At 64.6% G+C, this 24,866-nt stretch carries 19 protein-coding genes; 14 read left to right on the top strand and 5 right to left on the bottom strand.

Annotation, left to right across the window (positions count from 1 at the left end; translation table 11 throughout):
* The first annotated feature begins 154 nt into the window (after positions 1-154).
* Positions 155-2,164 carry a ferrous iron transport protein B gene (gene feoB / locus NE609_RS13125; protein WP_256152750.1) on the top strand — a complete coding sequence of 670 codons (2,010 nt, stop codon included), beginning with the start codon at positions 155-157 and terminating at the stop codon, positions 2,162-2,164.
* A gap of 41 nt (positions 2,165-2,205) precedes the next feature.
* The gene (locus NE609_RS13120) at positions 2,206-2,757 is read left to right on the top strand and encodes a YcxB family protein (protein ID WP_256152749.1); all 552 of its coding nucleotides are present in this window, start codon (positions 2,206-2,208) and stop codon (positions 2,755-2,757) included.
* Positions 2,758-2,808: 51 nt separating this feature from the next.
* Here NE609_RS13120 and rny read toward each other — a convergent pair whose 3' ends face one another.
* The 3 genes from rny to NE609_RS13105 form a co-directional block, all read right to left on the bottom strand.
* Positions 2,809-4,371: a ribonuclease Y gene (gene rny / locus NE609_RS13115; RefSeq protein WP_101549688.1), complete on the bottom strand. Its 1,563-nt coding sequence runs from the start codon at positions 4,369-4,371 to the stop codon at positions 2,809-2,811.
* A gap of 274 nt (positions 4,372-4,645) precedes the next feature.
* Positions 4,646-4,918 (bottom strand): hypothetical protein, encoded by a 273-nt coding sequence (locus NE609_RS13110; RefSeq protein WP_101549690.1) that lies wholly within the window; start codon positions 4,916-4,918, stop codon positions 4,646-4,648.
* Positions 4,890-5,111 carry a hypothetical protein gene (locus NE609_RS13105; protein WP_101549692.1) on the bottom strand — a complete coding sequence of 74 codons (222 nt, stop codon included), beginning with the start codon at positions 5,109-5,111 and terminating at the stop codon, positions 4,890-4,892. The genes NE609_RS13110 and NE609_RS13105 overlap by 29 nt, the downstream gene beginning before the upstream one ends.
* Positions 5,112-5,510: 399 nt before the next feature.
* Between NE609_RS13105 and NE609_RS13100 the strand changes: the two genes are divergently transcribed.
* The 6 genes from NE609_RS13100 (at position 5,511) to rlmH (ending at position 13,589) form a co-directional block, all read left to right on the top strand.
* Complete coding sequence (locus NE609_RS13100) at positions 5,511-5,966, top strand: hypothetical protein (protein WP_101549694.1); 456 nt, start codon at positions 5,511-5,513, stop codon at positions 5,964-5,966.
* A gap of 345 nt (positions 5,967-6,311) precedes the next feature.
* Positions 6,312-8,216: a threonine--tRNA ligase gene (gene thrS / locus NE609_RS13095; RefSeq protein WP_121586984.1), complete on the top strand. Its 1,905-nt coding sequence runs from the start codon at positions 6,312-6,314 to the stop codon at positions 8,214-8,216.
* 359 nt (positions 8,217-8,575) lie between these two features.
* Entirely contained in the window at positions 8,576-10,666 is a 2,091-nt protein-coding gene (locus NE609_RS13090; protein WP_256152748.1) for a M23 family metallopeptidase, read from the top strand.
* A 300-nt stretch (positions 10,667-10,966) separates the two neighbouring features.
* Entirely contained in the window at positions 10,967-12,250 is a 1,284-nt protein-coding gene (locus NE609_RS13085; RefSeq protein WP_121587015.1) for a UDP-N-acetylglucosamine 1-carboxyvinyltransferase, read from the top strand.
* Positions 12,251-12,315: 65 nt separating this feature from the next.
* Positions 12,316-13,110, top strand: coding sequence for an MBL fold metallo-hydrolase (locus tag NE609_RS13080; protein WP_121586986.1), 795 nt, complete (start codon positions 12,316-12,318; stop codon positions 13,108-13,110).
* Positions 13,107-13,589, top strand: a complete 483-nt coding sequence (gene rlmH / locus NE609_RS13075) for a 23S rRNA (pseudouridine(1915)-N(3))-methyltransferase RlmH (protein WP_256152747.1) — start codon at positions 13,107-13,109, stop codon at positions 13,587-13,589. Before NE609_RS13080 ends, rlmH begins: the two co-directional genes overlap by 4 nt.
* A gap of 255 nt (positions 13,590-13,844) precedes the next feature.
* Here rlmH and NE609_RS13070 read toward each other — a convergent pair whose 3' ends face one another.
* Entirely contained in the window at positions 13,845-14,708 is an 864-nt protein-coding gene (locus NE609_RS13070; protein ID WP_256152746.1) for a polysaccharide deacetylase family protein, read from the bottom strand.
* A gap of 157 nt (positions 14,709-14,865) precedes the next feature.
* Between NE609_RS13070 and NE609_RS13065 the strand changes: the two genes are divergently transcribed.
* Positions 14,866-16,137, top strand: a complete 1,272-nt coding sequence (locus tag NE609_RS13065) for a DEAD/DEAH box helicase (RefSeq protein ID WP_101549707.1) — start codon at positions 14,866-14,868, stop codon at positions 16,135-16,137.
* 82 nt (positions 16,138-16,219) lie between these two features.
* Here the strand turns inward: NE609_RS13065 and NE609_RS13060 are convergent, their stop codons facing one another.
* On the bottom strand, positions 16,220-16,588 hold the full coding sequence (locus tag NE609_RS13060; RefSeq protein WP_256152745.1) for a zinc ribbon domain-containing protein: 369 nt from the start codon (positions 16,586-16,588) through the stop codon (positions 16,220-16,222).
* A 150-nt stretch (positions 16,589-16,738) separates the two neighbouring features.
* Here NE609_RS13060 and NE609_RS13055 point away from each other — a divergent pair, with 150 nt between their 5' ends.
* The 5 genes from NE609_RS13055 to NE609_RS13035 form a co-directional block, all read left to right on the top strand.
* Entirely contained in the window at positions 16,739-18,067 is a 1,329-nt protein-coding gene (locus NE609_RS13055) for a family 10 glycosylhydrolase (RefSeq protein WP_256152744.1), read from the top strand.
* A 91-nt stretch (positions 18,068-18,158) separates the two neighbouring features.
* Positions 18,159-21,983, top strand: a complete 3,825-nt coding sequence (locus NE609_RS13050; RefSeq protein WP_256152743.1) for an N-acetylmuramoyl-L-alanine amidase — start codon at positions 18,159-18,161, stop codon at positions 21,981-21,983.
* A 195-nt stretch (positions 21,984-22,178) separates the two neighbouring features.
* A complete protein-coding gene (locus NE609_RS13045; protein ID WP_256152742.1) occupies positions 22,179-23,036 on the top strand; it encodes a sulfide/dihydroorotate dehydrogenase-like FAD/NAD-binding protein in 858 nt (285 codons plus the stop codon).
* The gene (gene gltA / locus NE609_RS13040; protein WP_256152741.1) at positions 23,029-24,420 is read left to right on the top strand and encodes an NADPH-dependent glutamate synthase; all 1,392 of its coding nucleotides are present in this window, start codon (positions 23,029-23,031) and stop codon (positions 24,418-24,420) included. Before NE609_RS13045 ends, gltA begins: the two co-directional genes overlap by 8 nt.
* A gap of 97 nt (positions 24,421-24,517) precedes the next feature.
* A partial coding sequence (locus NE609_RS13035) for a hypothetical protein (protein WP_256152740.1) occupies positions 24,518-24,866 on the top strand: 349 nt, incomplete at its 3' end.

Below are 24,866 nucleotides of genomic sequence, written 5' to 3'. Positions count from 1 at the left end.
CCCCGGGGGCGTGCCGTCCCGTGGGACGGCCGATCCCGCCGCGTCCCCGCCCCTTCCGCCGCGCCCTCCGGCGGCGAGGGCTAAAAATTCCCGCCGCGTCATATGCTGGTGGCAGGGGACAAACCCGAATCGGGGACGCGGGGAGGAACGGGCAATGCGGACGGTGGCGCTGGCGGGCAATCCCAACTGCGGCAAGACGACCCTGTTCAACCGGCTCACGGGGCAGAGCCAGCACGTGGGCAACTGGGCGGGGGTGACGGTCGAACGCCGGGAGGGAAGGATCGAAGCGGCGGGGGAGCGGGCGGTGCTCGTCGACCTGCCGGGCATCTATTCGCTCGCGGCGTATACGCTGGAGGAGCGGGTCGCGCGGGAGTTCCTGCTCGGCGGGCAGGCGGACGCGGCGGTCAACATTTTGGACGGCACCTCGCTCGAGCGGGGGCTCTACCTGACGCTGCAGCTCTGCGAGCTGGGGACCCCGATGGCGGTCGCCGTGGGAATGATGGACGAGGTGCGGGCGGCGGGCGGCGGCGTGGACGCCGCCCGGATGGAAAAGCTGCTGGGGGTGCCGGTGGTGCCCGTCGCGGCGAGGAAAGGGGAGCGCGTGGAGGAGCTGGCGGCCGCGGCGCTGGGCCGCGCGCGCATCCCGCCGCCGCCCCGGTACGGGGAACCGCTCGACGGCGCGATCGCGGAGGCGGCGCGCGCCGTCGAAGGGGCGGTGCGGGAACCGGGCCGGCTGCGGTTCTATGCCGCCGGGCTGCTGGAGGACCCGGACGCGTTCAAGGACCGCCTGCGCCTCACCGCCCGGCAGAGGTGGGAGCTGCGGCGCATCCGCGCGTCGCTCGAGCGGGAGACGGGGGTGGACGCGGCCGCGCTCATCGCGGGGGCGCGCTACCGGCTGATCGAACGCATTCTGCGGGAGGCGGTGAAAACGCCGCCCCGGCCCGCGGGCGGGACCCTCACCGACCGGATCGACGGGGCGGTCCTGCACCGGAAGCTGGCCTTCCCGATCTTCCTGGCCGCGATGGCCGGGATGTTCGGCGTCTGCTTCGGAGGGCCGGGGCTCGCGCTCAAAGGCTGGATGGAACGGCTGCTCGCCGGGCTTTCGGCGGGCCTTTCCGGATGGCTTCCCGCGCTCGGCGTGTCGCCGCCCGTCTCCGACCTGCTGGTGGGCGGCGTGCTCGGCGGGGTGGGCAGCGTCCTCACCTTTCTGCCGCAGGTGGCGCTCATCTTCCTCTGCCTCACGCTGCTCGAGGAATGCGGCTACCTCTCCCGCGCGGCCTTTCTGATGGACCTGCCCCTGCGGCGGCTGGGGCTCACGGGCAAATCCTTCATCCCCATGCTGATGGGCTTCGGCTGCACCACGCCGGCGGTCATGGCCGCCCGCACGCTGGGGGGCGAGCGGGACCGGCGGCTGACCATCCTGCTGACCCCCTACCTCCCCTGCAGCGCGCGCTTCCCGATCTACGCCCTCTTCGCCGGGGTCTTCTTCCCGCGGCGGCAGGGACTGGCGGTCGCGGCGCTCTACCTTGCGGGGATCGCGGCGATGGCGGCGGTCGGCTGGTTTTTGCGCAAAGGCCCCTTCCGGGGGCGGGAGGCCCCCTTCCTCATGGAGTTCCCGCCCTACCGCGCCCCCTCGCTGCGAAACGTCCTGCGCAACACCGGGGAAAAGTGCGGCGACTTCCTGCGCAAGGCGGGGACCCTCATCTTTGCGATGAGCGTGCTCATCTGGCTGCTCCAGCATGTGGACGGGGGACTCCGCCTCACGGCGGACCCCGCCGCCAGCCTCTTCGCGCGGGCGGGCGGCGCGCTCGCGCCCCTCTTTTCGCCGCTCGGCTTCGGCTTCCGGGAGGCGGCGGTCGCGCTGCTCGCCGGGCTGGTCTCCAAGGAGGCGGTCGTCTCGACGCTGGGGGTGTCGCTCGCGGGGGAGGGGCCTCTCGCGGGGGCGCTCGCCGCGCGGTTTTCCCCCCTCTCCGCCGCGGCCTTCCTCGTCTTCTGCGCGCTTTACGCCCCCTGCGTGTCGGCGCTCGCGACGATGCGCCGCGAGCTCCATTCCACCTGGCGCGCGCTCGCGGCGGCCCTCCTGCAGACCGCCGTCGCCTATGCCGCCGCGCTCGCGGTCTTCCAGCTCGGCACGCTCGCCCAAAACCTCGCCGGATTGCTTTGAGCCGCCGGGCGTGCTAAAATGGGGGAAAAGGAGGCGGCAAAATGGAACACACGGCGGAATCCGCGCGTTTTGCGGCGCGGATGAAACAGGACGACCGGATGTACCGGCAGCTGATCCGGTTCCACCACAAATACCTGACGCATCTGTTTTTATGCTTTCGGATCGTCGGCGCCGTCGCCCTGCTGGCTTTCCTGATGACGCTGGCGGAGGTCCTCGCAACCGGAGGCGGCGGGGCGGCCTTCCGGCTGGTCGAAGCCGCCCTGCTGGGCCTGCTCTTTCTTTTCGCGCCCGAGTGGGTCACCGCCCTGTCGGTGCGCTCCGCCCGCAAAAACCGGGTCTCCGGCATGCTGGAGACCCGGATGGCCTTCTACGGCGACCGCATGGCGTGGGAGACCGACCAGAGCGCGGGGGAAATCTACTACAGCCAGTTCGTCAAGGCGTTTGAGACGCGGGAGGGCTACTACCTCTACATCGCGAAGCAGCAGGCCTACGTGCTGGACCGGGACGGCTTCACGCGGGGGGATCCGGAGGAATTCCGCGCGTTTTTTGAAGCGGCGGCGGGCAGGCCGGTCAAATGGAAGGGCCCGAGATAGGACGTACGGAAAAAGGGCGCCGGAATTTCCGGCGCCCTTTGGCGTAAAGGCTTATTTTGCGTATTCGATCGCGCGGCTCTCGCGGATGCAGTTGACCTTGATCTGCCCGGGGTAGTCGAGCTCGCTTTCGATCTTCTTGACGATCTCGCGCGCGACGATGGTCATCTGGTCGTCCGAGACGACGTCGGGCTTGAGCATGATGCGCACCTCGCGGCCGGCCTGAATGGCGTAGCACTTCTCGACGCCGTCGAAGGAATTGGCGATCTCCTCGAGCTTTTCAAGACGCTTGATGTAGTTCTCGAGGTTCTCCCTGCGGGCGCCGGGGCGGGCGGCGGAGATCGCGTCGGCCGCCTGGACCAGGCAGGCCACGATCGTCCGGGGCTCCACGTCGTTGTGGTGCGCTTCGATCGCGTGGATGATATCGGGGCTCTCCTTGTACTTGCGGGCGAGGTCGACGCCGATCTGCACGTGGGAACCCTCGATCTCGTGGGTCATCGACTTGCCGATGTCGTGGATGAGGCCCGCGCGGCGCGCCTGCGCCTCGTCGGCGCCGAGCTCCGCGGCCATCATGCCGGCAAGCTGGGAGACCTCGATCGAATGGCTAAGTACGTTCTGGCCGTAGCTCGAACGGTAACGCATGCGGCCGAGCAGCTTGACCAGCTCGGGATGCATGCCGTGCACGCCGCACTCCATAACGGCACGTTCGCCGTCCTGCTTGATCTTGCCCTCGATCTCGCGGCGGGCCTTGTCGACCGTCTCCTCGATGCGGGCGGGATGGATGCGGCCGTCCTGGATGAGCCGCTCGAGCGCGACGCGCGCGGTTTCGCGCTTGACGGCGTCGTGGCTCGAAAGGGTGATCGCCTCGGGGGTGTCGTCGATGATGAGGTCGACGCCGGTGAGGGTTTCGAGGGTGCGGATGTTGCGCCCCTCGCGCCCGATGATGCGGCCCTTCATTTCGTCGCTGGGCAGCGGGACGACCGAGACGGTGATCTCCGCCACATAGTCGGCCGCGCAGCGTCCGATGGCGGCGGCGATGATCTCGCGCGCCTTCTGGTCGGACTCGTCCTTGAGCTGGCTCTCATACTGGGAAATCTTGAGGGCCTTTTCGTGGGTCAGCTCGCCTTCGAGGTTGGCGAGCAGATAATTCTTAGCCTGGTCGGCGGTGAAGCCGGAGATCTTTTCGAGCATGTCGAACTGGTGGGTCTTGACCTGCTCGGCCTCCTGGAGCTTGGTGTCCGCCTCCTTGAGTTTTGACTGAAGGGTTTCTTCCTTCTTTTCGAGGTTGTCGAGCTTTTTGTCGACCGACTCCTCTTTCTGCTGGATGCGCCGTTCGAGGCGGGAAACCTCCGAGCGGCGTTCCTTCATTTCCTTTTCATTGTCCTGCTTGAGCTTGTAAATTTCGTCCTTCGCCTCAATGATGGCTTCTTTCTTTTTTGTTTCCGACGCTTTGATTGCGTCGCTGATCAGCCGTTTCGCTTCCTCCTCGGCGGAACCGAGCGCCGCTTCCGCGGCCTTTTTGCGGTATGCAATACCCAGGAAAAATGCGATTACCGCGCCAACTAAAAAAGCACCAATCACACTGACGACAAACGGAATGAATCCGATTGTGCTCATGGGGAACACTGACCTCCTTTATTCCATTTTCAATGTCCGCAATCCGCGCGCGGAAAGCCGTGCGCGGATAGAATATTTTTATTGGCACAGCGCGGGAAAGCGGGGAAAAAACGCCAAAACCTTCCGTGCGATGATACCATAAAACATACTGCATGACATTACTATTTTATATGGATGTCATAGGATTGTCAAGAATTATTGCGAAATTGTGAACTTTTAGAGGGCAATTCGGACAAAAAAAGCGGGCGGCCGCCAAAACGGCGGCCGCCCCGGTTCAGCAGAGGCCCTGCGCGAGGAACTTTAAGGTGTAGGAGTAGCCCTCGCGGAAGTACAGTTCGCAGGTATAGGACTCAATGCGGGTGGTGCATTCGAGAAGCTGGTCGAGAAGGTCCCGGCTCTCGTCGCCGCCGCTTTCGAGGCGGGCACGGAGAAGGCGCTCGAGCTCGATGCGGGATTGGCGGAGCTGGAAGAGCTCGTCCGGTTCCTTGACGCTCTCTTCATAGCAGGAGCGGTAGATTTCATTGATGAGCGGCCTGCGTGCGTTCATGCTGTTCCTCCATTCCGGGGTTCGTCCCCTCGTTCTGCAAGCTGTATTCGATCATGCTGACGACGACATTATTGAAGCTCGTGTCATATTCCGAGGCGATCCGCTCGACCTCCCGGATCAGCTGTTCCGACAGATAAAGGGTCTTGTAGAAGGACTTTTCCCTGCCCTTTGTCTGCCGGGGTGTAAACGGCATGGAAAACGCCTCCTCCCTTTTTTTTGACACCTTCATTTTAGGATAAAAGCCCAACAGAGCATAGATGAGAAATTTTTGGTTTATGGTAAACGTTATCTTGCCTTTTATTTTATCGTGTTCCCCAAGCGGGGAACAGCGAATGGAACCGCACATTTGGTGCGCTACATTTATCATATCACGGCATACGCAGCTTGTAGACAAGCGGAGAGCTTGTAAATACAGGGTATTTGTTGGTATTTGACAGCCCACCTCCCAAAGATCATATCACAAAATCCTGCGGCGGTGGGGAAATCGGATAAAGTAGTAGAAAGTAGGAGCGGAGAGAAAATGTGTGCAATCTGCCAGCTTGCGACGGGCGCGCCGCCTGTGCTATAATATCTCCATTGTGAGGTGTGCGGAATGGACGAACGGGAGCTTTTGCAGGCGATCGGGCGGATGATGGATGACAAGCTGTCCCCCATCGGGACGCAGCTCGGCAAGGTGGAGTCGCGCCTCGGCAACGTGGAGACGCGCCTTGGCGGCATGGAATCGCGTCTGGGAAATGTGGAGACGCGCCTCGACCGGATGGACCTGCGGCTCGACGGCGTGGAGACGCGGATGGACCTTGTGGAGACGCGCCTCAGCGGCGTCCGGACCCAGCTCGGCAACCTCGACGCGCGCGTCGGCGGCGTGGAGGCGGAGGTCGGGACGGTCGGCGCCCGCATCGACCGCATGGAGGACGACGTCAAGGAAATCCGCCGCGACGTGAAGAAGGTCGCGTGGCAGGTGGACACCCTCTACGGCTGGGTCGACGAGGTCGACCTGCGCAGCAAAAACACCCGCGAAATCGTCGAAAACCTCCCGCTCGCCAAGTAAATCCGTTCCATTGCGAAAGAACGGTTGACAGCCGCGCGGCGGCGTGCTAAGATAATCTGTAAAGCAGAACATCCCCAACAGCGTTGACGGGGAACGTCCCGGCGCAAGGGCGCGCCACAGAGAGAAGCGGTTTAAGCTGAAAGCCGCTTCACGCGCCGCGAATGGACGACCGCCCCCCGAGCGCGTGCGACGAGCACGCCGGCCGATCCCGTTACCGATCGTCGAGCGGCGCGATTTTTTGCGCAATTCGGGTGGAACCGTGGAGCAGAGCCTTCATCCCGTCTTTTGGGGATGAGGGCTTTTTTTATTGCGTAAAATAACCTCGGATAGAAAGGAAGCAGGAATATGATAAACGTAACGTTGAAAGGCGGCGTCGTCAAGGAGTTTGAATCCGGCACGACCGCCGCGGAAGTGGCAAAGAGCCTCGGCGCGGGCCTCTATAAGGCGGCCTGCGCGGCCAGGGTCGACGGGAAGGCCGTCGACCTGCGCACCCCGCTCACGGAGGACTGCACCCTCGCGATCCTCACCTTCGACGACCCGGAGGGCAAGCATGCCTTCTGGCACACCGCCTCCCACGTGCTGGCGCAGGCGGTCATGCATCTATACCCCGACACGAAATACACGATCGGACCCGCTGTCGAAAACGGCTTCTACTACGATTTCGACGTCGAGAAGCCCTTCACCCCCGAGGACCTCGCCAAGATCGAAAAGGAGATGACGGCGATCGTCAAGACGGGGGAGGAGCTCGAGCGGTTCGAGCTCGACCCCGCCGACGCGAAGGAGCTCATGAAGGACCAGCCCTACAAGCTCGAGCTCATTGACAAGCACTCGGGCGCGGGGGAGAAGATCAGCTTTTATAAGCAGGGCGACTTCACCGACCTGTGCGCCGGCCCGCATCTGATGAGCGTCGCGCCCCTCAAGGCGATCAAGCTCGTGCAGAGCACCGGCGCCTATTGGCATGGCGACAGCAACAACCGGATGCTCTGCCGCGTCTACGGCATCGCCTTCCCCAAGGCGAGCGAGCTGGAAAGCTACCTCAACATGCTCGAGGAGGCCAAGCGCCGCGACCACCGCAAGCTCGGCCGCGAGCTCGACCTCTTCGACATCTACGAGGAGGGCCCCGGCTTCCCCTTCTTCTTCCCCAAGGGCATGGTGCTGCGCAACACGCTGGAGAGCTTCTGGCGCGAGCTGCACCGCCAGCGCGGCTATGAGGAGATCCGCACCCCGCTGATCCTCTCGGAGGAGCTGTGGCACCGTTCGGGCCACTGGGACCATTACAAGGACAACATGTACACCACCAAGATCGACGACCGCGACTTCGCGATCAAGCCGATGAACTGCCCGGGCGGCATGCTCGTCTACAAGCGCAAGCTCCACTCCTACCGCGACCTGCCCGAGCGGATGGCCGAGCTGGGCATCGTGCACCGCCACGAGCTGTCCGGCGCGCTGCACGGGCTCATGCGGGTGCGCTGCTTCACCCAGGACGACGCCCACATCTATATGACCCCCGAGCAGATCGAGGAGGAGGTCCTCGGCGTCATGGACCTGATCGACAGCATCTATAAGGTGTTCGGGTTTGAATACTTCCTCGAGCTGTCCACCCGTCCGGAGGACTCGATGGGCACCGAGGAGCAGTGGAACATGGCGACGGAGGCGCTCCGGAACGCGCTGGAGAAGAACGGCAAGCCCTACTCGGTCAACGAGGGGGACGGCGCCTTCTACGGCCCGAAGATCGACTTCCACCTGCGCGACTGCATCGGGCGCACCTGGCAGTGCGGCACCATCCAGCTCGACTTCCAGATGCCCGAGCGGTTTGACCTCACCTATACCGGCAAGGACGGCGAGAAGCACCGCCCGGTCATGCTCCACCGCACCGCGCTCGGCAGCATCGAACGGTTCATCGGCATCCTCACCGAGCACTACGCGGGCGCGTTCCCGCTCTGGCTCGCGCCGGTGCAGGTCAAGGTCCTGCCCGTGACCGACGAGCACATCCCCTACGCGAAAAAGGTGTCCGACGCGCTCACCGCCGCGGGACTGCGCGTCGAGACGGACAGCCGCAACGAGAAGGTCGGCTACCGCATCCGCGAGGCGCAGCTCCAGAAGATCCCCTATATGCTCGTGCTCGGCGGCAAGGAGGCCGAGGCGGGCGAGGTCGCGGTGCGCGACCGCCGCGACGGCAAGACGACCACGATGTCTCTCGAGGCGTTCCTCGAAAAGGCGAAGGCCGAGGTCGACTCCAAGGCCAACTGAACAGACAGAACCGCATGAAAAAGCAGCCGCGTGAGCGGCTGCTTTTTTGCCGTCCGGCGTCGGCCGGCTTCCCGCGCGGGGAATCACGCCGAGGCTTTGGGCGGCGGACGGGTTTCCTGAGATTTCCGGCCGTACACAGAATATTCACAGACTGTCGAAACTACCGCCACATAAATCGTGTTAACTATACAGGTAGCACGCGTTTCCGGCAGATACTTGCCTAAAACGCGGATTTATAGTACAATATTACCCTACGACATGCTTCCGGTCCCCGTGTTTTTCACGGGGGCGCTGTGAAGTGCGGCCTTCGCGCAAGACGCGCCGGGGCCCGGCGAATCCACGGGAAGGAGGTGGCCTGCTTGGCGCCATACGACAAGATTCCGGACGATTCCGTACCGGAGCCGGACGATTCCCCGCTCGGCGAACTGACGGAAGCGGAACCGGAGGAAGCGGCCCCCTCCGGTGAGCTCGAGGAGCTCGCCGCGCCCGCCGGGGAACCGGCCCCTCCCGCCGGGGAGGCCGCCTCCGGAACGGAGGACGGCGCGGAGCCGCCGCCCGCCCAAAGGGCGGAGAGTCCCTTCGTCCGGTCGGTCAAGCGCCTCTGGTTCAGGGCGGCAAACGCCTTTTACGCCTACTGCTATTTTGTGGGCATCCAGCTGCTGCGCACGACCCGCGCCAAACGGCGGCATGTGGCGCACGGCTTCCACCGGATGGAGGAGGAGGCCGCCGCCCGCCGCCGCAAGTACTTCAACCGTCTGCGCGTCCGTCTGCGCGGCTATTGGCGGGACCTCGTCTCGCCGCTGACCGAGCTGCGCGAGCAGTGCCGGGGATTTTCCAAGGCGGTCAACAACGCGCGGCGCTACGGCACCTCCCGCAACGTCGCCAACGTCGTCCTGAACGCAGCCGGGTTCTGGCTGAAGCGGCTGTGGCGGATCTTCCGGACGCTGCTCAACTATGCCGCGCCCATCGCGGCGTGCGTGCTGCTCTACTTCACCGTCCGCTATTTCGCCGGCTTCCAGCTCGCGTTGCACGTCGAATACAACGGCGTCGACATCGGCTACGTCTCCAACGAGACGGTGTTCACCGAGGCGGAGAAGGACATGAAGGAACGCATGATCCTCGGCGACGTGCTCGTCGCCGACCCGACCGCCGAGGAGGAGGACACCGACGAGGTCCAGGAGGCCGAGCAGGCCGCCGAAGAGGCGGAGGAGCAGGCCAAGACGATCCGTCCGCGCTTTGAGCTGACGCCCGTCACCCGCGACCCGTTCAGCAGGTTCATGGGGCGGTTCGTGCACACGGCCGACCCGAGCCAGCTGCTCGACGCGGACGAGCTGACCAACCGCCTGATCCGTGCGGTGAGCCGGAGCGAGAACAATCCCGACGGCTTCGCGGTCGAAGAGGCGACGGGGCTTTATATCGACGGGACCTACATCGGCGCCGTCACCGACGGGGACGGGCTGCTCGACCTGCTCTATGAGATGAAGGAGCGTTACCGAACCTCCGACATGGAGGAGAGCACGAGCATCCAGTTCGTGAAGAAGGTGGAGGTCAAGCAGGGTCTCTATCCCTCCGGCCCGAACGGCTCGATCCGTTCGCTCGGGGAGATCCGCTCGCTGCTCGACAAGGAGGAGCGCGGCAAGAAGATCTACACGGTGGTCAGCGGCGACGACCCGTTGAAGATCGCGGCCAAAAACGGCATCACGCTCGACGAGCTCAAGGCGATGAACCCGGGCGTCGACGTAAGCCTTTTCCCGGGCGACGAGCTGCTGATCGCAAACTCGGTGCCCTACCTGGGCGTCAAGGTGACCGAGACGATCCGGTATGAGGAGGAGCTCGAATACGAGATCACCCAGCGCACCGACCCCGACCACGACATCGGCTACTACCAGATCGTCCAGCAGGGCGAAAAGGGCGTGCGCGAAGTGACCGCCGAGATCGTCATGACCGACGGCGTCGAGACCGACCGCAACATCCTCAACACCACCATCGTCAAGGAGCCGGTCAACCAGATCGTCGTCGTGGGCGGCAACCGCCCGCTCAAGGTCATCCCCAAGGATTCGAGCGGCAGGGTGGCCTCCGGCGCCTTCCAGTGGCCGACGATCGCCGGCTCGATCAACCCGGGCTTCCTCGGGTACTGGGGCCACACGGGCTCCGACATCTCTTGGAGCGGCTGCTACGGCAGCCCCGTCCTCGCCTCGGCCGACGGCACCGTCGTCGCGTCCGGCTGGCGCGGGCTCTACGGCTACTGCGTCGTTATCGACCACGGCGGCGGAATGCAGTCCCTCTACGCGCATTGCAGCGCGCTCTACGTCTCCGCCGGGGAGCAGGTCTCCCAGGGCGAGACGATCGCCGCCATCGGCGCGACCGGCAACGCCTACGGACCGCACCTGCACTTCGAGATCCGCGTCAACGGTACGCCGGTCGACGCGGCCCCCTACCTCTATGGTTAAATTTCCCGCGGACGCACGCGCCCCGCGCGCTTTCCAGCGCACGGGGCGCGTTTTTGCCATGTTCCGGCAAAAATCGAGCCGGATTTTAAGAATCATCACAAAAATTCCTCTTTTATTTTGTGGGATGCGGTGATATACTATATGTATTGAAATGCGCCTTTGCCGCGCATCTGTTTGCCGCGCGCTTCGGCGCGGCGGACAACCTTTTGACAGGGATTCCTCTTCGCCCCGGCCGGACGCGCGTGAAGCCGGGGCGCGGCTTTGAAAAAATGTTTGGCGCGCGCGGAGAAGGCGGTCAAGATGGAAAAGTTTATTGTGCAGGGCGACACCCGGCTTTGCGGCGAGGTCACCATCAGCGGCGCGAAGAACGCGGCCGTTGCGATCATTCCGGCGACGATCCTGGCGCAGGGCAAATGCGTCATTGAAAATATCCCCAACATCAGCGACATCACGATGCTCTTCAAGATCCTGCGCGCGCTCGGCGCGTCGGTGCGGATGCTCGACCGCACCACCGTCGAGGTGGACACCACCTACATCACCGAGCCGGTCGTCCCCTACGAGCTGGCGCGGTATATGCGCGCCTCCTACTACCTGCTGGGCACCCTGCTCTCCCGCTGCAACCGGGCGAGCGTCTCGATGCCGGGCGGGTGTAATTTCGGGGTCCGCCCGATCGACCAGCACATGAAGGGGTTCGAGGCGCTCGGCGCGACCGTCTCGATCGACAGCGGCATGATCAATGCGAAAGCGGACATGCTGCTCGGCGCGCACATCTATTTCGATGTGGTGTCGGTCGGCGCGACGATCAACGTCATGCTCGCGTCGGTCAAGGCCAAGGGGATCACCATCCTCGAAAACTGCGCCAAGGAGCCCCACATCGTCGACCTGGCCAACTTCCTCAACTCGATGGGCGCGGACATCCGCGGCGCGGGCACCGACGTCATCAAAATCCACGGGGTGGACATCCTGCACGGGACCACCTATTCGATCATCCCCGATCAGATCGAGGCGGGCACCTATATGGTCGCCGCCGCGGCGACCGGCGGGGACGTGCTCGTCAAAAACGTCATCCCCAAGCACCTCGAGGCGATTACCGAAAAGCTCGAGAAGGCGGGCGCGGAGGTCACCGAATACGACGACTCGATCCGCGTGACGCGCGAGGGGGAGCTCTCCAAGGTCAACCTCAAGACGATGCCCCATCCCGGCTTCCCGACCGACATGCAGCCGCAGATGACCGCGCTGCTCTCGATGGCGAACGGGACGAGCATCGTGACCGAGGGCGTGTGGGACAACCGCTTCCGCTATGTCGACGAGCTGCGCCGGATGGGCGCGCAGATCCAGGTGGACGGCAAGGTCGCGGTCGTCGAGGGCGTGCCCCGGCTGACGGCCGCCCCGGTGCGCGCGGTCGACCTGCGCGCGGGCGCGGCGGTGCTGATTGCCGCGATGGCGGCCCACGGGGTCACCGAGATCGAGGACATCGAGCACATCGAGCGGGGCTACGAAAATATCGTGGAAAAGCTCGAGGCGCTCGGCGCCGATATCCGCAAGGTCGTGCTCCCCGACGGAGAGCTCAAGGCTGCGCTCTGACTTCCGGCCGGCTGTTTTTTGAGCCGGCCGTTTTCCTTATCCAAATTCGTTTCGGGAGGATGCCTATGGCCCGGTTTTGCACGCTGTTCTCCGGTTCCAGCGGGAACAGCACCTATATCGCCGCCTCCGACTCGGCGGTGCTCGTCGACGCGGGGCGCTCCTGCAAGCAACTGCTGGCTGCGATGGAGTCCCGCGGCATCGAGCCGCGCTCGATCGGCGCGGTGCTCGTCACCCACGAGCACACCGACCATGTGAGCGGCCTGCGGGTGCTCCTCAAAAAGCTGGGCGTGCCCCTCTACGCCACGCCCGAGGTGCTCGAGCGGCTGCGGTGGGACGGGGTGCTTGTCCCGGGGCAGGAGGCGCATCCGGTGGCGGCGGGCGAGCGGATGACGGTCGGTTCGCTCGTAATCGACAGCTTCGACACGCCGCACGACAGCGCGCACAGCGTCGGTTACCGGGTGGAGACGCCCGACGGGCGGCGGCTGGCGGTCGCCACCGACATGGGATACATAAGCGACAGCGTCGCGCAGATGCTGCGGGGCTGCGACCTCGTGATGCTCGAATCAAACTATGAGCCGGGGATGCTCAGCGCGTGCGACTACCCCTACTATCTGAAGCGGCGGATCGCCTCCAACACGGGGCATCTCTCGAACGAAGTCTGCGCGCAGGAGCTGATCGAGCTGGTCCGCACGGGGAGCACCCGCTTTGTGCTGGGGCATCTTTCGCAGAACAGCAACACCCCCGAAAACGCCTACCAGGCGTCCTACTGCGCGCTGACGGCGGGCGGGATGCGGGAGGGGATCGACTTCACGCTGACGGTCGCGTCGCGGTCGGGCCCGTCCGAGATGGTGGTGCTGTGATCGCGGTGCAGGTGATCGCGGTCGGCAGGCTCAAGGAGGCGTGGATGCGCGACGGCTGCGCGGAATATGTAAAGCGGCTGAGGCTGTGGAGCCGGGCGTCGGTCGTGGAGGTCGACGAATACAGGCTGGGGGAGAACCCCTCGCCCGCGCAGATTCGCGTCTGCGTGGAGAAGGAGGGGGAGCGCATCCTTGAGAAGATCCCAAAGGGCGCGCGGGTGGTGGCGATGTGCATCGAGGGGAAGACGCTCTCCTCCGAGGGGCTGGCGGACTACCTCGCGCTGGCGGCCGCGTCGGGCGCGGGGAGCCTCGCATTTGTGATCGGCGGTTCCCACGGGCTCTCCGACGCGGTGAAGGACGCCGCCTCGCTGCGGCTGTCGATGTCACCGATGACCTTCCCGCACCAGCTCGCGCGGGTGCTGCTGCTCGAGCAGCTTTACCGCGCCTTCTCGATCAACGCGAACGCGAAATATCATAAATAAAAAGTTTCGCCCGCCTTTTCAAAGGCGGCGGGGTGGCCGCGGGGGGGGCGCCCTCTCCTCTTCCCGGGGGCCTTTTTTCTTGTAAAAGGCCCCCGAACCCCCAAAATACGCTTGAAGCAGGGCCTGCGGGCCCGGGCTCAGGGCTCCGCCCTCGAAAAATCCCGGCGTTTTTTCAAAACGCCGGGGTTTTTCTCACCCGCCGCCTTTTGAAAAAGGCGGGCGAAAACTTTTAGAAAAGGCGGGCAAAAACTTTGATTACTTGCGGGCGCGCTCGAGGATCGTCTGGAACGACGTGCCGTGCGGACGGTTGAACCGCCGCAGATGGTAGAGCTGTTCCGGATCGCCCGTGATGTAGTTGAGCTTCTCCTCGCAGGTCAGCGCCGCCGAAAAGCCCATCCCCTGGATCACCGGCAGCGCCTCCTTGCTGATCTGCCCGAACGGGTAGGTGAAGCAGGTGGGCGTCCAGTCGAGGAACGCCTCGCATTCGTCCTGGAGCTTGCCGAGGTCCTCCTCCAGCATCATCTGGTAGGCCGCCAGCCCCTCGCCCGATTTGCGCATCGAGCCGTGGCGGCCGTTCTGGTTCTCGTGCAGGTTATAGGAGTGGTTCTGGATCTCCACGAGACCGCTGTCCCGCATCTCGCGCAGCTCGTTCCACGTCGAGTGGGAATAGCGGATGTGATGGTCGTCCACCGCGGAATACTGGTCGGCGTACCTGCCCACAATGGAATAGACGGCCTTGAAGTCATACTCCTGCAGGATGGGGAAGACGTATTCGTGGAAGCTCTCGTACCCGTCGTCGAAGGTGATCATGACCGGGCGTTCGGGCAGCGGCGCGCCCTCCTCCACATAGGCGAGCAGGTCGGCGATCACGATCGGGGTATAGCCTTCCGTCTTCAGGTATTCCATGTCCGACCGGAACTCGTCGGGGGAGATGGTGTATTTGTTGAGCCGCGCCTGTTCCTTGAGCACGTGGTGGTACATCACGATCGGCAGTTCGATCCCGTCCGGTTCCGCCGGCGCGTTCGCGGACACCGCCCGGACGCCCCGTACGGCGATCCCGCCCAACGCCACCGCCAGCGCGAGGGCCAGCGGCAGGATCGCCCTGTTGATTGCCTTCATTGCGTCACTTCCCAAAGCGTTTTCTTCTGCATATCTATGCCCCGCGCGCCTGTCCGTATGAGCATGGGGAATTTTTACTGGCAATCCGGACGGGAGTATGGTATACTTACAGCTTACACAGTGAATGTGAATTGAACAAAAGGAATCTGCACAACTTATGAAATTTGATCAACTGAAATTGATACCGCCCATCCTGCGCGCCGCGGCCGACGAGGGCTACACCGCCCCGTCCCCCATCCAGCAAAAGGCGATCCCCCCCGCGCTCGAGGGCCGCGACGTGCTCGGCTGCGCCCAGACCGGCACCGGCAAGACCGCCGCCTTCGCCATGCCGATTTTGCAGCGGCTCTCCGCCCGGAAGCCCCAGCCGGGCGCGCCGCGCGTCATCCGCGCGCTCGTGCTCACCCCGACCAGGGAGCTCGCGCTCCAGATTTCCGACAGCTTTAAGGCCTACGGCCACTACCTGCGCCTGCGCACCGCCGTCATCTTCGGGGGCGTCTCCCAGAACCCGCAGGTGGACGAGCTTCGACGCGGCGTCGACATTCTCGTCGCCACTCCCGGCAGGCTCAACGACCTGATCGGGCAGGGGTATATCGACCTCTCGCGCGTCGAGACGCTGGTGCTCGACGAGGCCGACCGGATGCTCGACATGGGCTTCATCCACGATGTGGAGAAGATCATCGCCCGGGTGCCGCAGAAGCGGCAGACCCTCTTTTTCTCCGCGACGATGCCCGAGAGCATCATGCGCCTGTGCGACCGCATCCTCACCGACCCGGTCAAGGTGGCGGTGGATCCCGTCTCCTCCCCCGTCGAGGTGATCGACCAGCGGCTCTATTTTGTGGATAAGCCCAACAAGCGCCGTCTGCTCGTGCACCTGCTCAAGGACCCGGGCATCGTTTCGGCGCTCGTGTTCACCTTTACCAAGCATGGCGCCGACCGGGTGGCCCGGGAGCTGGACAAGGCGGGCGTCGAGGCGCAGGCGATTCACGGCAACAAGAGCCAGAACGCCCGCCAGCGGGCGCTGAGCGCCTTCAAGGCGGGGGAGATCCGCGTGCTCGTGGCGACCGACATCGCCGCGCGCGGCATCGACATCGACGAGCTCTCCCACGTCATCAACTACGACCTGCCCAACATCCCCGAGACGTATGTGCACCGCATCGGGCGCACGGCGCGCGCGGGGCTGTCGGGGACGGCGATCTCCTTTTGCAGCATCGAGGAGATGGACGAGCTCAAGGAGATTGAGAAGCTGATCGGCAAAAAGATCCCCGTGGTGGAGGACCACCCCTACCCGATGGAGGTGTTCGAGGCGCCGCCCAAGCAGCCGCGCCCCCAGCGCCCGCCGCGCGAGCAGCGCGCCGCGAAGCCGAAGCCGGTGCGTCAGCAGCCGCAGAAGCAGCAAAAGCCCGCCGGACGTTCCCCGCGCAAGCACTGAAACCAAAAAGGCAGCCGCATAGCGGCTGCCTTTTTAAATTTTTTGGTATAAAACGCCGGGAATTTTTTCCGGGATGCAGGAATCAGAGCTTTGCGCCGCACCGATTGCAGTAGAGGCTGTCCTTCTGCTGCAGCGCGCCGCAGGCGGGGCAGCGGGGGAGGACGTTATTGCGCAGCAGGCGCAGCCCGCCCGGCGGCACCGTGATTTCCCCGCCGTGCGCGAGGCGCCGACCGAGCGCGGGGTCGAGCTCGAAGACGCTCGCGCAGCGGGGGCAGGTAGCCAGATAGACCGAATCGTATTTGACGAGCGGGATGAAAAAGAAGTGGACGTAGCTGTAGCGGCGGCAGACGCTGAGGGACGCCGTTTCCCCGCAGGCGGGACAGGCCGCCGCGGAAACCTGTCCGACGGGTACTACTTTGCTGTTTGCGCCGAATATACCTAGAAAGAACATCTCTGTCACCTCCGGGAACCGTTGGTACCAGTGTATACTAAATGTTGAAAAAGTCAACCGGAAAAGACAGATATTTGCCCGGGACACTTGACCGAATTGGGCAAAACGTGTAAAATTATGTTGAGTTATCGTGTGGAAAGGAAAATCAGCATGAAAAAGACGTTAAGCGTTATACTGTCGGTATTTCTGCTGGTTGGCATGGCCGGCTGCGGAAGCCGGGCTGCCGGCGATGACATCGCGGGAGGCCGGGGGGACGCCGCGCAGGCGGTCACCCTGAGCAGGACGGAAACGACAAGCGTGTACGGCGTGGAAGCGCCGGGCAGCGACGAAAACATCCTCCTCGGCGCCGGGCTGCTGGCGGCGAACGCCCCGCGGGAGGGGCAGAAGATCTCCTCCGCCCCGCAGGGGGAGGTGCGCGCCGTATGGATGTCCTACCTGACGCTCGAGCCGATGGTGAAGGGCAAGACGAAGGCGCAGTTCACCGCCAACGTCGGCGCGGCCTTCAAGAAGGCGGCCGACTTCGGCTTCAACACCGTGTTCGTGCAGGTGCGGCCGTTCGGTGACGCGCTCTACGCGTCCGACTTTTTCCCCTGGTCCCGCTACCTGACGGGCACCGAGGGGCAGGACCCCGGCTACGACCCGCTGGAAATCATGTGCGCGCTGGCGGACGAAGAGGGGCTGCGCATCGAGGCGTGGCTCAACCCCTACCGCGTGCGGATCGGCGACCAGCCGATGTCGAGCGACAACCAGGCGAAAATCTGGCTCAGCCAGGGCAGCGACGCGGCGCTCGAATGGAACGGCGGCGTCTACTACAACCCCGGCAGCCCCGCCGCGCGCAAGCTCATTGTGAACGGCGTGCGGGAGATCGTGCGGAACTATGATGTGGACGGCGTCCACTTTGACGACTACTTCTATCCGACGACCGATTTTGCCTTCGACAGCGCGACCTACCGCGCCTCGGGCTCGAACCTCTCCCAGGCCGACTGGCGGCGGGAAAACGTGGATATCCTTGTCCGGGAGGTCTACGCGGCGATCAAGGAATTGAAGCCCGCCTGCCTCTTCGGCATCAGCCCGCAGGGCAACGTCAAGACCAACTATGAGAGCCAGTTCGCGGACGCGTCCGTCTGGCTCTCCAACCCCGGCTATGTCGACTACATCTGCCCGCAGGTCTACTACGGCTACGACAACGCGACCTGCCCCTACGCCGAGACGGTGAGGAAATGGGCGGACATGATCAAGGTGGACGGCATCAAGCTCTATGTGGGCATCGGGGCCTACAAGATCGGCACCGAGGACACGTGGGCGGGCGCGGGCCGCGACGAGTGGCTCGGGACCACCGACCTGCTCGCCCGGATGGTGACGACCGCGCGGGACGCGAAGCATTACGGCGGCGTGGCCTTCTACAGCTATGAATCCCTCTTCGTTTCGCCGGGCAGGCAGATGCAGGCGGAGGAACGGAACCTCAAAAAGATTTTCTGACAGCCGTTGACGCGGGGCGGGTTCTCGGACCCGCCCCATACGGTATCCGGACAGGCCCCGCCGGGGCGGTCCGCGCGGGGAGGAAACCAGCTTGCCAAGAAACGGCCCCAACCGCAAAAAACTCGCACTCGCCCTGTCGGCGGCGTTCATCCTGATGACGCTGCTGATGGGGGCTTTGGCGTTTATCGGCGGGGATTTGATCGGGGAGGGACCGGACGGGTCCTCCGGGTCGGACGCCGCCGTCATGGCCCCCGCCGACGGGGAATCGGAGTCCTCCGACGGGGAAGAGCCGCGGGACGCGGACAGTCCGGAGGAGTCCTCCGGGCCCGAAGAGGAACCGGAGGAGGAGCCCGAGCCCGAGCCGGTCTACTTCAACGTCCCGGACGAGCTGCGGGCGGTGATGATCTCGGCGGGGACCGACTACCTGACGACCGACGCGCCGCTCTCGGCGGCGGAGCTGGGCGGCCAGCTCGACCGGGCGCTCGCGGCCGCGCAGGAGCTGACGATGAATTCGATCATCATCGACACGAAGTACCGCGACGCCGTCCTCTTTACGAGCGACACGCTCGAGGCGGCGCCGCTTGAAATCGACGTGACCGGCTATCTCGCGGACAAGGCCCGCGAGATGGGCTTCTACGTCTACGCGACCTACGACGTGTCCGGCCTCGCGGGCGACGACGGCAAATACCTGCGCGCCGCCAACGCGGACGGGAGGACGCTCGACAGCGTGCGAGAAAATATCGGTTCCTTCGCGGAAACGTACAAGCTGGACGGCATCCTGCTCGACGGGTACGAAAACCCCGCCGACGGGCAAAGCTACGCCCAGTACCTCGAAAACGGCGGCGGCGCTGGCTATCAGAATTACCTGCGGCAGGTGCCGTCGGCGCTCGTGAGCGCGGCGGCCTCCGCCGTGCGGGAGCGCGCGCCCGGCACCCAGGTGGGGCTGCTGGCGGACGCCGTGTGGGAGAACGCCGCGGAAAACCCCGGCGGCACCGACACCAAGGCGGAGCGGACCGCGCTCGGCTACGGCAACGCGGACACGAAAGCGATGGTCGAGAGCGGGCTCTTCGACTTCGTGATGGTCAAAAACTACGGCTCCACCAACGAGGAGACGGCGCGGTTCGGCGTCGTGGCCGAGTGGTGGAAGCAGGTGGCGCGCGGGGCCGACACGACCCTCTACATGATGCACGCGGCCGACCGGGTGGGCACCCAGTCGATTGGCTGGACGGTCTACGAGCAGCTCACCAAGCAGGTGATCGACCTGCAGGAGCTGGGCGGCGTGTCGGGCAACGCGTTCAACTCCCTGGCGGCGCTCTCCGCCAATCCCGGCAACAGCACGACCACCCTCGTGCAGTACCTCAACAACGAGATCAACGAGCAGTGGGTGCTCACCCAGCTCGCCATCACCACCCCCCAGCAGATGACTTTCACGACCAAGGAGCAGTCGGTCACCTTCCAGGGCGCGTCCGACCCGCAGGCGGAGGTCACGATGAACGGGGAGACGATCCCCACCAACGAGAGCGGCTACTTCGCCATCCGCGAGGACCTGACGCCCGGGCTCAACACCTTCACCTTTGTGCACAAGGGCAAGACCCTCACCTACAGCATCACGCGGCAGGTGCAGGTCATCAAGGAGGTCACCCCGACCGGCAAGATGTCGGTCGACGGCGGCATGGAGGTCACCGTCTCTGCGCTCGCCTACGAGGACGCCAAGGTGAGCGCCAGCGTCGGCGGGCAGACGATCACCCTCATCCAGACGGAGGACGAGACGGACGAGGCCGACTCCCTCTCGGGCTACAAGCTCTTTACCGGCGTGTTCACCGCGCCGAGCGCCTCCGCCTCCGCCACGACGATGGGCAACATCACCTTTACCGCCACCGCGCAGGGGGAGACCCAGTCGGTGGAGGGCGCGCTCGTCACCGTCAACAAGCGGGCGGTCATGGGCGAGGGGTCGGTCGTCTACGTCGTCGCCGACCAGGCGGAGACCTTCCCCATCAATACCCTCAACGACAACTCCAATTCGGGCTATTTCCCGATCCCCAAGGGCACGGTGGACAAGACCTACGGGGACGAGATCGTCTACAAGAACGGCAGCGTCACCAAGACCTACTGGAAGCTCGAATCGGGCGTGCGCGTCTATTCGGACGACATCAAGGCGTCGGGCGGCTCGATGCCCGACCAGAACGTCATCAGCGGCATGTCGGTCAAATCGTCGGGCGCCTACACGAGCGTCTCGCTGGAGATGGACCAGAAGGTGCCCTACAAGGTCGCCTACGACGGCTCGCAGATCATCTTCAAGTTCGACTACACCGCCCGCACCCCCGACTCCGACTCGATCAAGTCCAACGCGCTCTTCAAGTCGGCCAAATGGGAGGGCTCAAACCTCAACCTCACCCTCAAGAAGGCGGGCGGCTTCCTCGGCTACAAGGCGTACTACGAGGGCAACAGCCTCATTTTGCGCTTCAACAATTCCCCCGGCTCCCTCTCGGGGGCGCGGATCGTGGTCGACCCCGGGCACGGCGGCAACGACCCGGGCAACCTCGGCTTCTACCCCGGCAAGGACGAGGCGGACATCAACCTCGCGGTGGCCAAAAAGCTCGTCAGCGACCTCAAGAGCCAGGGCGCGACGGTGCTGATGGCCGAGCCCGGCTCGACGATGGCCACCCGCATGGCGGCGGCCCGCGCCTTCAACGCGCAGGTGCTCGTCAGCGTCCACAGCAACTCCGCCCCCAACGTCAAGGCGACCGGCACCGAGGTCTACTACTTCTATCCCTTCTCCAAGCAGCTTGCGGCGAACATCTCCGCCAACGTCTCCAAGGCGCTCGGCTCGGACAACCGCGGCGCCAAGGCGGGGCTCTACTACATGACCCGCGAGAGCCAGTTCGCCTGCGTGCTCGCCGAGCTGGGCTTCATGTCCAACGAGGGGGAATATACCAAGCTGATCAACTCGAAATATCAGAGCCGCATGGCCGAGGCGATCGCCAACGGCATCAGCGCCTACCTCGGCGGCACCAGCTCGGGGAGCTATTCCTCCGGCGGCGACGATGAGGACGAGGATGACGATGAGGACGAGGACGGCGGGGACCTCCGCCTCAACGAGACGGAGCTCGACCTCGAGGTGGGCGACACCTTCCCGCTCAAGGTGAGCGGCGCGGGCGGTGCGGACGTCTCATGGGAGACGGACGACAAGTCGGTCGCGACGGTCAATTCCTCCGGCAAGGTGGTCGCCAAGGGGGAGGGCAAAACCCGCATCACCGCCTACACCGACGACGACGAGGCGCGCTGCACCGTCTATGTCGGCGGGGGAAGCGGCGGAGACGGCGGCGACGTGACGAAGATCGTCGTCGAGGCGGACGAGGAGGAGATCGAGGTGGGCACCCGCACGACGCTTTCGGTGCGGGTGTCGCCCTCCGACGCGGACGACGACCGGGTCAAGTGGGTGACCGATGATGACGACATCGTCGAGCTCTCCAACCTCACGTCCTCCTCCTGCAAGGTGGAGGGCCTGCGGGACGGCACCGCCACCGTCACCGCCATCGCGCGGGACGGCAGCGGGGTGCGCGGCTCGATCGACATCGTGGTGGGCACCGGAAAATATAAGCAGACCGGCAAGGACACGAGCAGTACCGCGCCCAAGAAGGGGGGCAAGGTCGAGGCGATCTCGATCGACGGGCCGTCGACCCTCTGCGTGGGGGACGGGCGCTCGGTCTACACCGGCACGGTGTCGCCCGCCAACGCGGAGGACCCCGGCATCAAGTGGTCGGTGACCGACCGCGACATCCTCGAGCTCTATAACACCGACGACGAGAACGTCGTCAAGGTGGAGGGCCTCAAGGCGGGCACCGCCTACCTCGTGGGCGAGCCCTACGACAAGAGTAAGGTCGTCAAGAAGTTCAAGATCACCGTCAAAAAATGAGCATGCACAGATATAACAAACCTTCGCGTGCATTTTGCGAAGGTTTGTTATGTTTTTTCTGTTGCATGGGCGGGCGGATGCTGGTATAATAGAACGAGTGATAAAAAATTATTATTTTCTGGGAGATTTGATAAAAAATTAACTCTTTCAAAATGTGCTGTGCGTTGGCGCGCGGCCTGAAATAGGAGTGAGCGTATGTACAAGATTGTCAAGAAGCGGGCGCTGAACGACACGGTGACGCTGATGGAGATCGAGGCCCCGCACATCGCCAAAAAGGCGAAGGCGGGCCAGTTCATCATCTTCCGCGTCGACGAGCGGGGGGAGCGGGTGCCGTTGACCATCGCGGACTATGACCGCGAAAAGGGCACCGTGACGATCATCTTCCAGATCGTCGGCGCGTCCACCAAGCTGCTGAACACCCTCGGGGAGGGCGACAGCCTGCTCGACTTCGTCGGGCCGCTCGGCCAGCCGACCCACGTGGGGCCGGAGGTCAAACGGGTGTGCGTGATCGGCGGCGGCGTGGGCACCGCGATTGCCTATCCGCAGGCCAAGGCGCTGCACGCGGCGGGGCTGGAGGTGGATATGATCGCGGGCTTCCGCTCGAAGGAGATCGTCATCCTCGAGGAGGAGATGAAGGCGGTCACCGACCATCTCTACCTCATGACCGACGACGGCAGCTACGGCGAAAAGGGGCTCGTCACCCAGAAGCTCGAGGAGCTCATCAAGGCGGGGAACCCGTACGACCTGGTCATCGCGATCGGGCCGGTGATCATGATGAAGTTCGTCGCCGCCACGACGAAGCCCTACGGCATCAGGACGCTCGTCTCCCTCAACCCGATCATGGTCGACGGTACCGGCATGTGCGGCGGCTGCCGCGTCAGGGTCGGCGGCCAGACGAAATTCGCCTGCGTGGACGGCCCGGACTTCGACGGCCACGAGGTCGATTTCGACGAGCTGATGAAACGCAACAGCTTTTACAAGGAGCGCGAGATGGCCGACCGGGAGGACCCGGCGCACATCTGCCGCCTGACGGGAGGGAAACGCCATGCCTAACATGTCCTTAAAGAAGAACCCCATGCCGGAGCAGGCCCCCGACGTGCGCAACAAGAACTTTGAAGAGGTCGCGCTCGGCTATACCGCCGAGATGGCGGTGGACGAGGCGAAGCGCTGCCTCCATTGCAAAAACCGGCCGTGCGTTACGGGCTGCCCGGTCAACGTACGGATTCCGGAGTTCATCGCGAGGGTGGCGGAGGGGGATTTTGCCGGCGCTTACCGGGAGATCGCCCTGACCAATTCACTGCCCGCCGTCTGCGGGCGGGTGTGTCCGCAGGAGAACCAGTGCGAGGGCAAGTGCGTGCGCGGCATCAAGGGGGAACCGGTGGGCATCGGCCGCCTCGAGCGGTTCGTGGCCGACTGGTGGATGGAAAACGGCTCGGAGGAGCTTACCCGCCCCGCCTCCAACGGGCACCGGGTCGCGGTGGTCGGCGCCGGTCCGGCGGGCCTCACCTGCGCGGGCGACCTCGCCAGGATGGGATATGAGGTCACCGTCTTCGAGGCGCTCCAGACGGCGGGCGGCGTGCTCGTCTACGGCATCCCGCAGTTCCGCCTCCCCAAGGAGATCGTCGCCCGCGAGGTGGGCGCGCTTGAAAAGCTCGGCGTGGAGATGAAGCCCGATATGGTCATCGGCAAGGTCGACTCGGTCGACGAGCTCTTCGAGCAGGGCTACGAGGCGGTCTTTATCGGTTCTGGCGCGGGGCTCCCGAGCTTTATGAACATCCCCGGCGAAAACCTGCTGGGGGTCTATTCCGCCAACGAGTACCTCACCCGCATCAACCTTATGAAGGCCTACCGCGAGGGGTACGACACCCCGATCGCCAGGAGCCGCAGGGTCGCCGTCGTGGGCGGCGGCAACGTGGCGATGGACGCGGCCCGCTGCGCCAAGCGGATGGGCGCGGAAGAGGTGTATATCGTCTACCGCCGCAGCGAGGTCGAGCTCCCGGCGCGCGCCGAGGAGGTCCACCACGCCAAGGAGGAGGGGATCCTCTTCCAGCTCCTCCGGAATCCCGTGCAGATCCTCGGGGACGAAAACGGCCGCGTGAGGGCGATCGAGTGCGTCGAGATGGAGCTGGGCGAGCCGGACGCGTCGGGCCGCCGCCGTCCGATTGAAAAGCAGGGGAGCAACTTCACGATCGACGTGGACACGGTGATCATGGCGATCGGCACGAGCCCCAACCCGCTCATCCGGTCGACGACCACCGGGCTGGAGGCCAATAAAAAAGGCTGCCTCGTGGCGGACGAACGCGGCGCGACGACTAAGCCGGGCGTGTTCGCGGGCGGCGACGCGGTGACGGGCGCGGCCACGGTCATCCTCGCGATGGGTGCGGGCAAGACGGCCGCCCAGTCGATCGACGCATACATCCAATCGAAACAGCAGTAAAGCGTGAGCGGTTTGTCCGGTGGACAAACCGCTCATTTTTTTGCGCCCGCCCGCATAAACTTGTCTTAGAAGGACAGCAAAGGAGCGGGATGGCATCATGATCGACCAGAGGATACGCCGGTATCCGCCGCGCGCGGGGATGCGCAGGCGGCGGGAGAGGGACCCCTATCTCTTCACGGTGATCGTCCAGATTATCCTGTGCGCGGCGCTGCTGCTCGGTTGCCTGGGGCTGCGGAGGTTCCAGCCGGGGGCCGCGCGGGGAATGGCGGAGCTCTTTGACGGACTGCTGACCGCCGACCGGGTGGAGATCCCGAGCGGGACGGGGGTGGCGGCGGTCTCCGCGCGGGCGCGGGAAGCGGCGGATCACGCGGCGGACGCCGCCGCGCGGGTGCTGACCGAGCTGCTCACGCCGCCCGCCGCTCAGCCGCCGTCCCCGGACGCGTCCG

This window comes from Anaerotruncus sp. DFI.9.16, assembly GCF_024461615.1.
Classification (GTDB): Bacteria; Bacillota; Clostridia; order Oscillospirales; family Ruminococcaceae; genus Anaerotruncus; species Anaerotruncus massiliensis.
The sequence above is the reverse complement of the archived record's forward strand: the minus strand, read 5'-3'. Positions and strand labels throughout refer to the sequence as shown.

Excerpts from the sequence above, each read along its gene's own strand:
- NE609_RS13100 (WP_101549694.1), top strand. The coding sequence starts at position 5,511 with ATGGACGAACGGGAGCTTTTGCAGGCGATCGGGCGGATGATGGATGAC.
- feoB (WP_256152750.1), top strand. The coding sequence starts at position 155 with ATGCGGACGGTGGCGCTGGCGGGCAATCCCAACTGCGGCAAGACGACC.
- NE609_RS13080 (WP_121586986.1), top strand. The coding sequence starts at position 12,316 with ATGGCCCGGTTTTGCACGCTGTTCTCCGGTTCCAGCGGGAACAGCACC.
- thrS (WP_121586984.1), top strand. The coding sequence starts at position 6,312 with ATGATAAACGTAACGTTGAAAGGCGGCGTCGTCAAGGAGTTTGAATCC.
- NE609_RS13105 (WP_101549692.1), bottom strand. The coding sequence starts at position 5,111 with ATGCCGTTTACACCCCGGCAGACAAAGGGCAGGGAAAAGTCCTTCTAC.
- NE609_RS13055 (WP_256152744.1), top strand. The coding sequence starts at position 16,739 with ATGAAAAAGACGTTAAGCGTTATACTGTCGGTATTTCTGCTGGTTGGC.
- gltA (WP_256152741.1), top strand. The coding sequence starts at position 23,029 with ATGCCTAACATGTCCTTAAAGAAGAACCCCATGCCGGAGCAGGCCCCC.
- NE609_RS13065 (WP_101549707.1), top strand. The coding sequence starts at position 14,866 with ATGAAATTTGATCAACTGAAATTGATACCGCCCATCCTGCGCGCCGCG.
- NE609_RS13085 (WP_121587015.1), top strand. The coding sequence starts at position 10,967 with ATGGAAAAGTTTATTGTGCAGGGCGACACCCGGCTTTGCGGCGAGGTC.
- NE609_RS13060 (WP_256152745.1), bottom strand. The coding sequence starts at position 16,588 with ATGTTCTTTCTAGGTATATTCGGCGCAAACAGCAAAGTAGTACCCGTC.
- NE609_RS13120 (WP_256152749.1), top strand. The coding sequence starts at position 2,206 with ATGGAACACACGGCGGAATCCGCGCGTTTTGCGGCGCGGATGAAACAG.
- NE609_RS13070 (WP_256152746.1), bottom strand. The coding sequence starts at position 14,708 with ATGAAGGCAATCAACAGGGCGATCCTGCCGCTGGCCCTCGCGCTGGCG.
- rny (WP_101549688.1), bottom strand. The coding sequence starts at position 4,371 with ATGAGCACAATCGGATTCATTCCGTTTGTCGTCAGTGTGATTGGTGCT.
- NE609_RS13045 (WP_256152742.1), top strand. The coding sequence starts at position 22,179 with ATGTACAAGATTGTCAAGAAGCGGGCGCTGAACGACACGGTGACGCTG.
- NE609_RS13110 (WP_101549690.1), bottom strand. The coding sequence starts at position 4,918 with ATGAACGCACGCAGGCCGCTCATCAATGAAATCTACCGCTCCTGCTAT.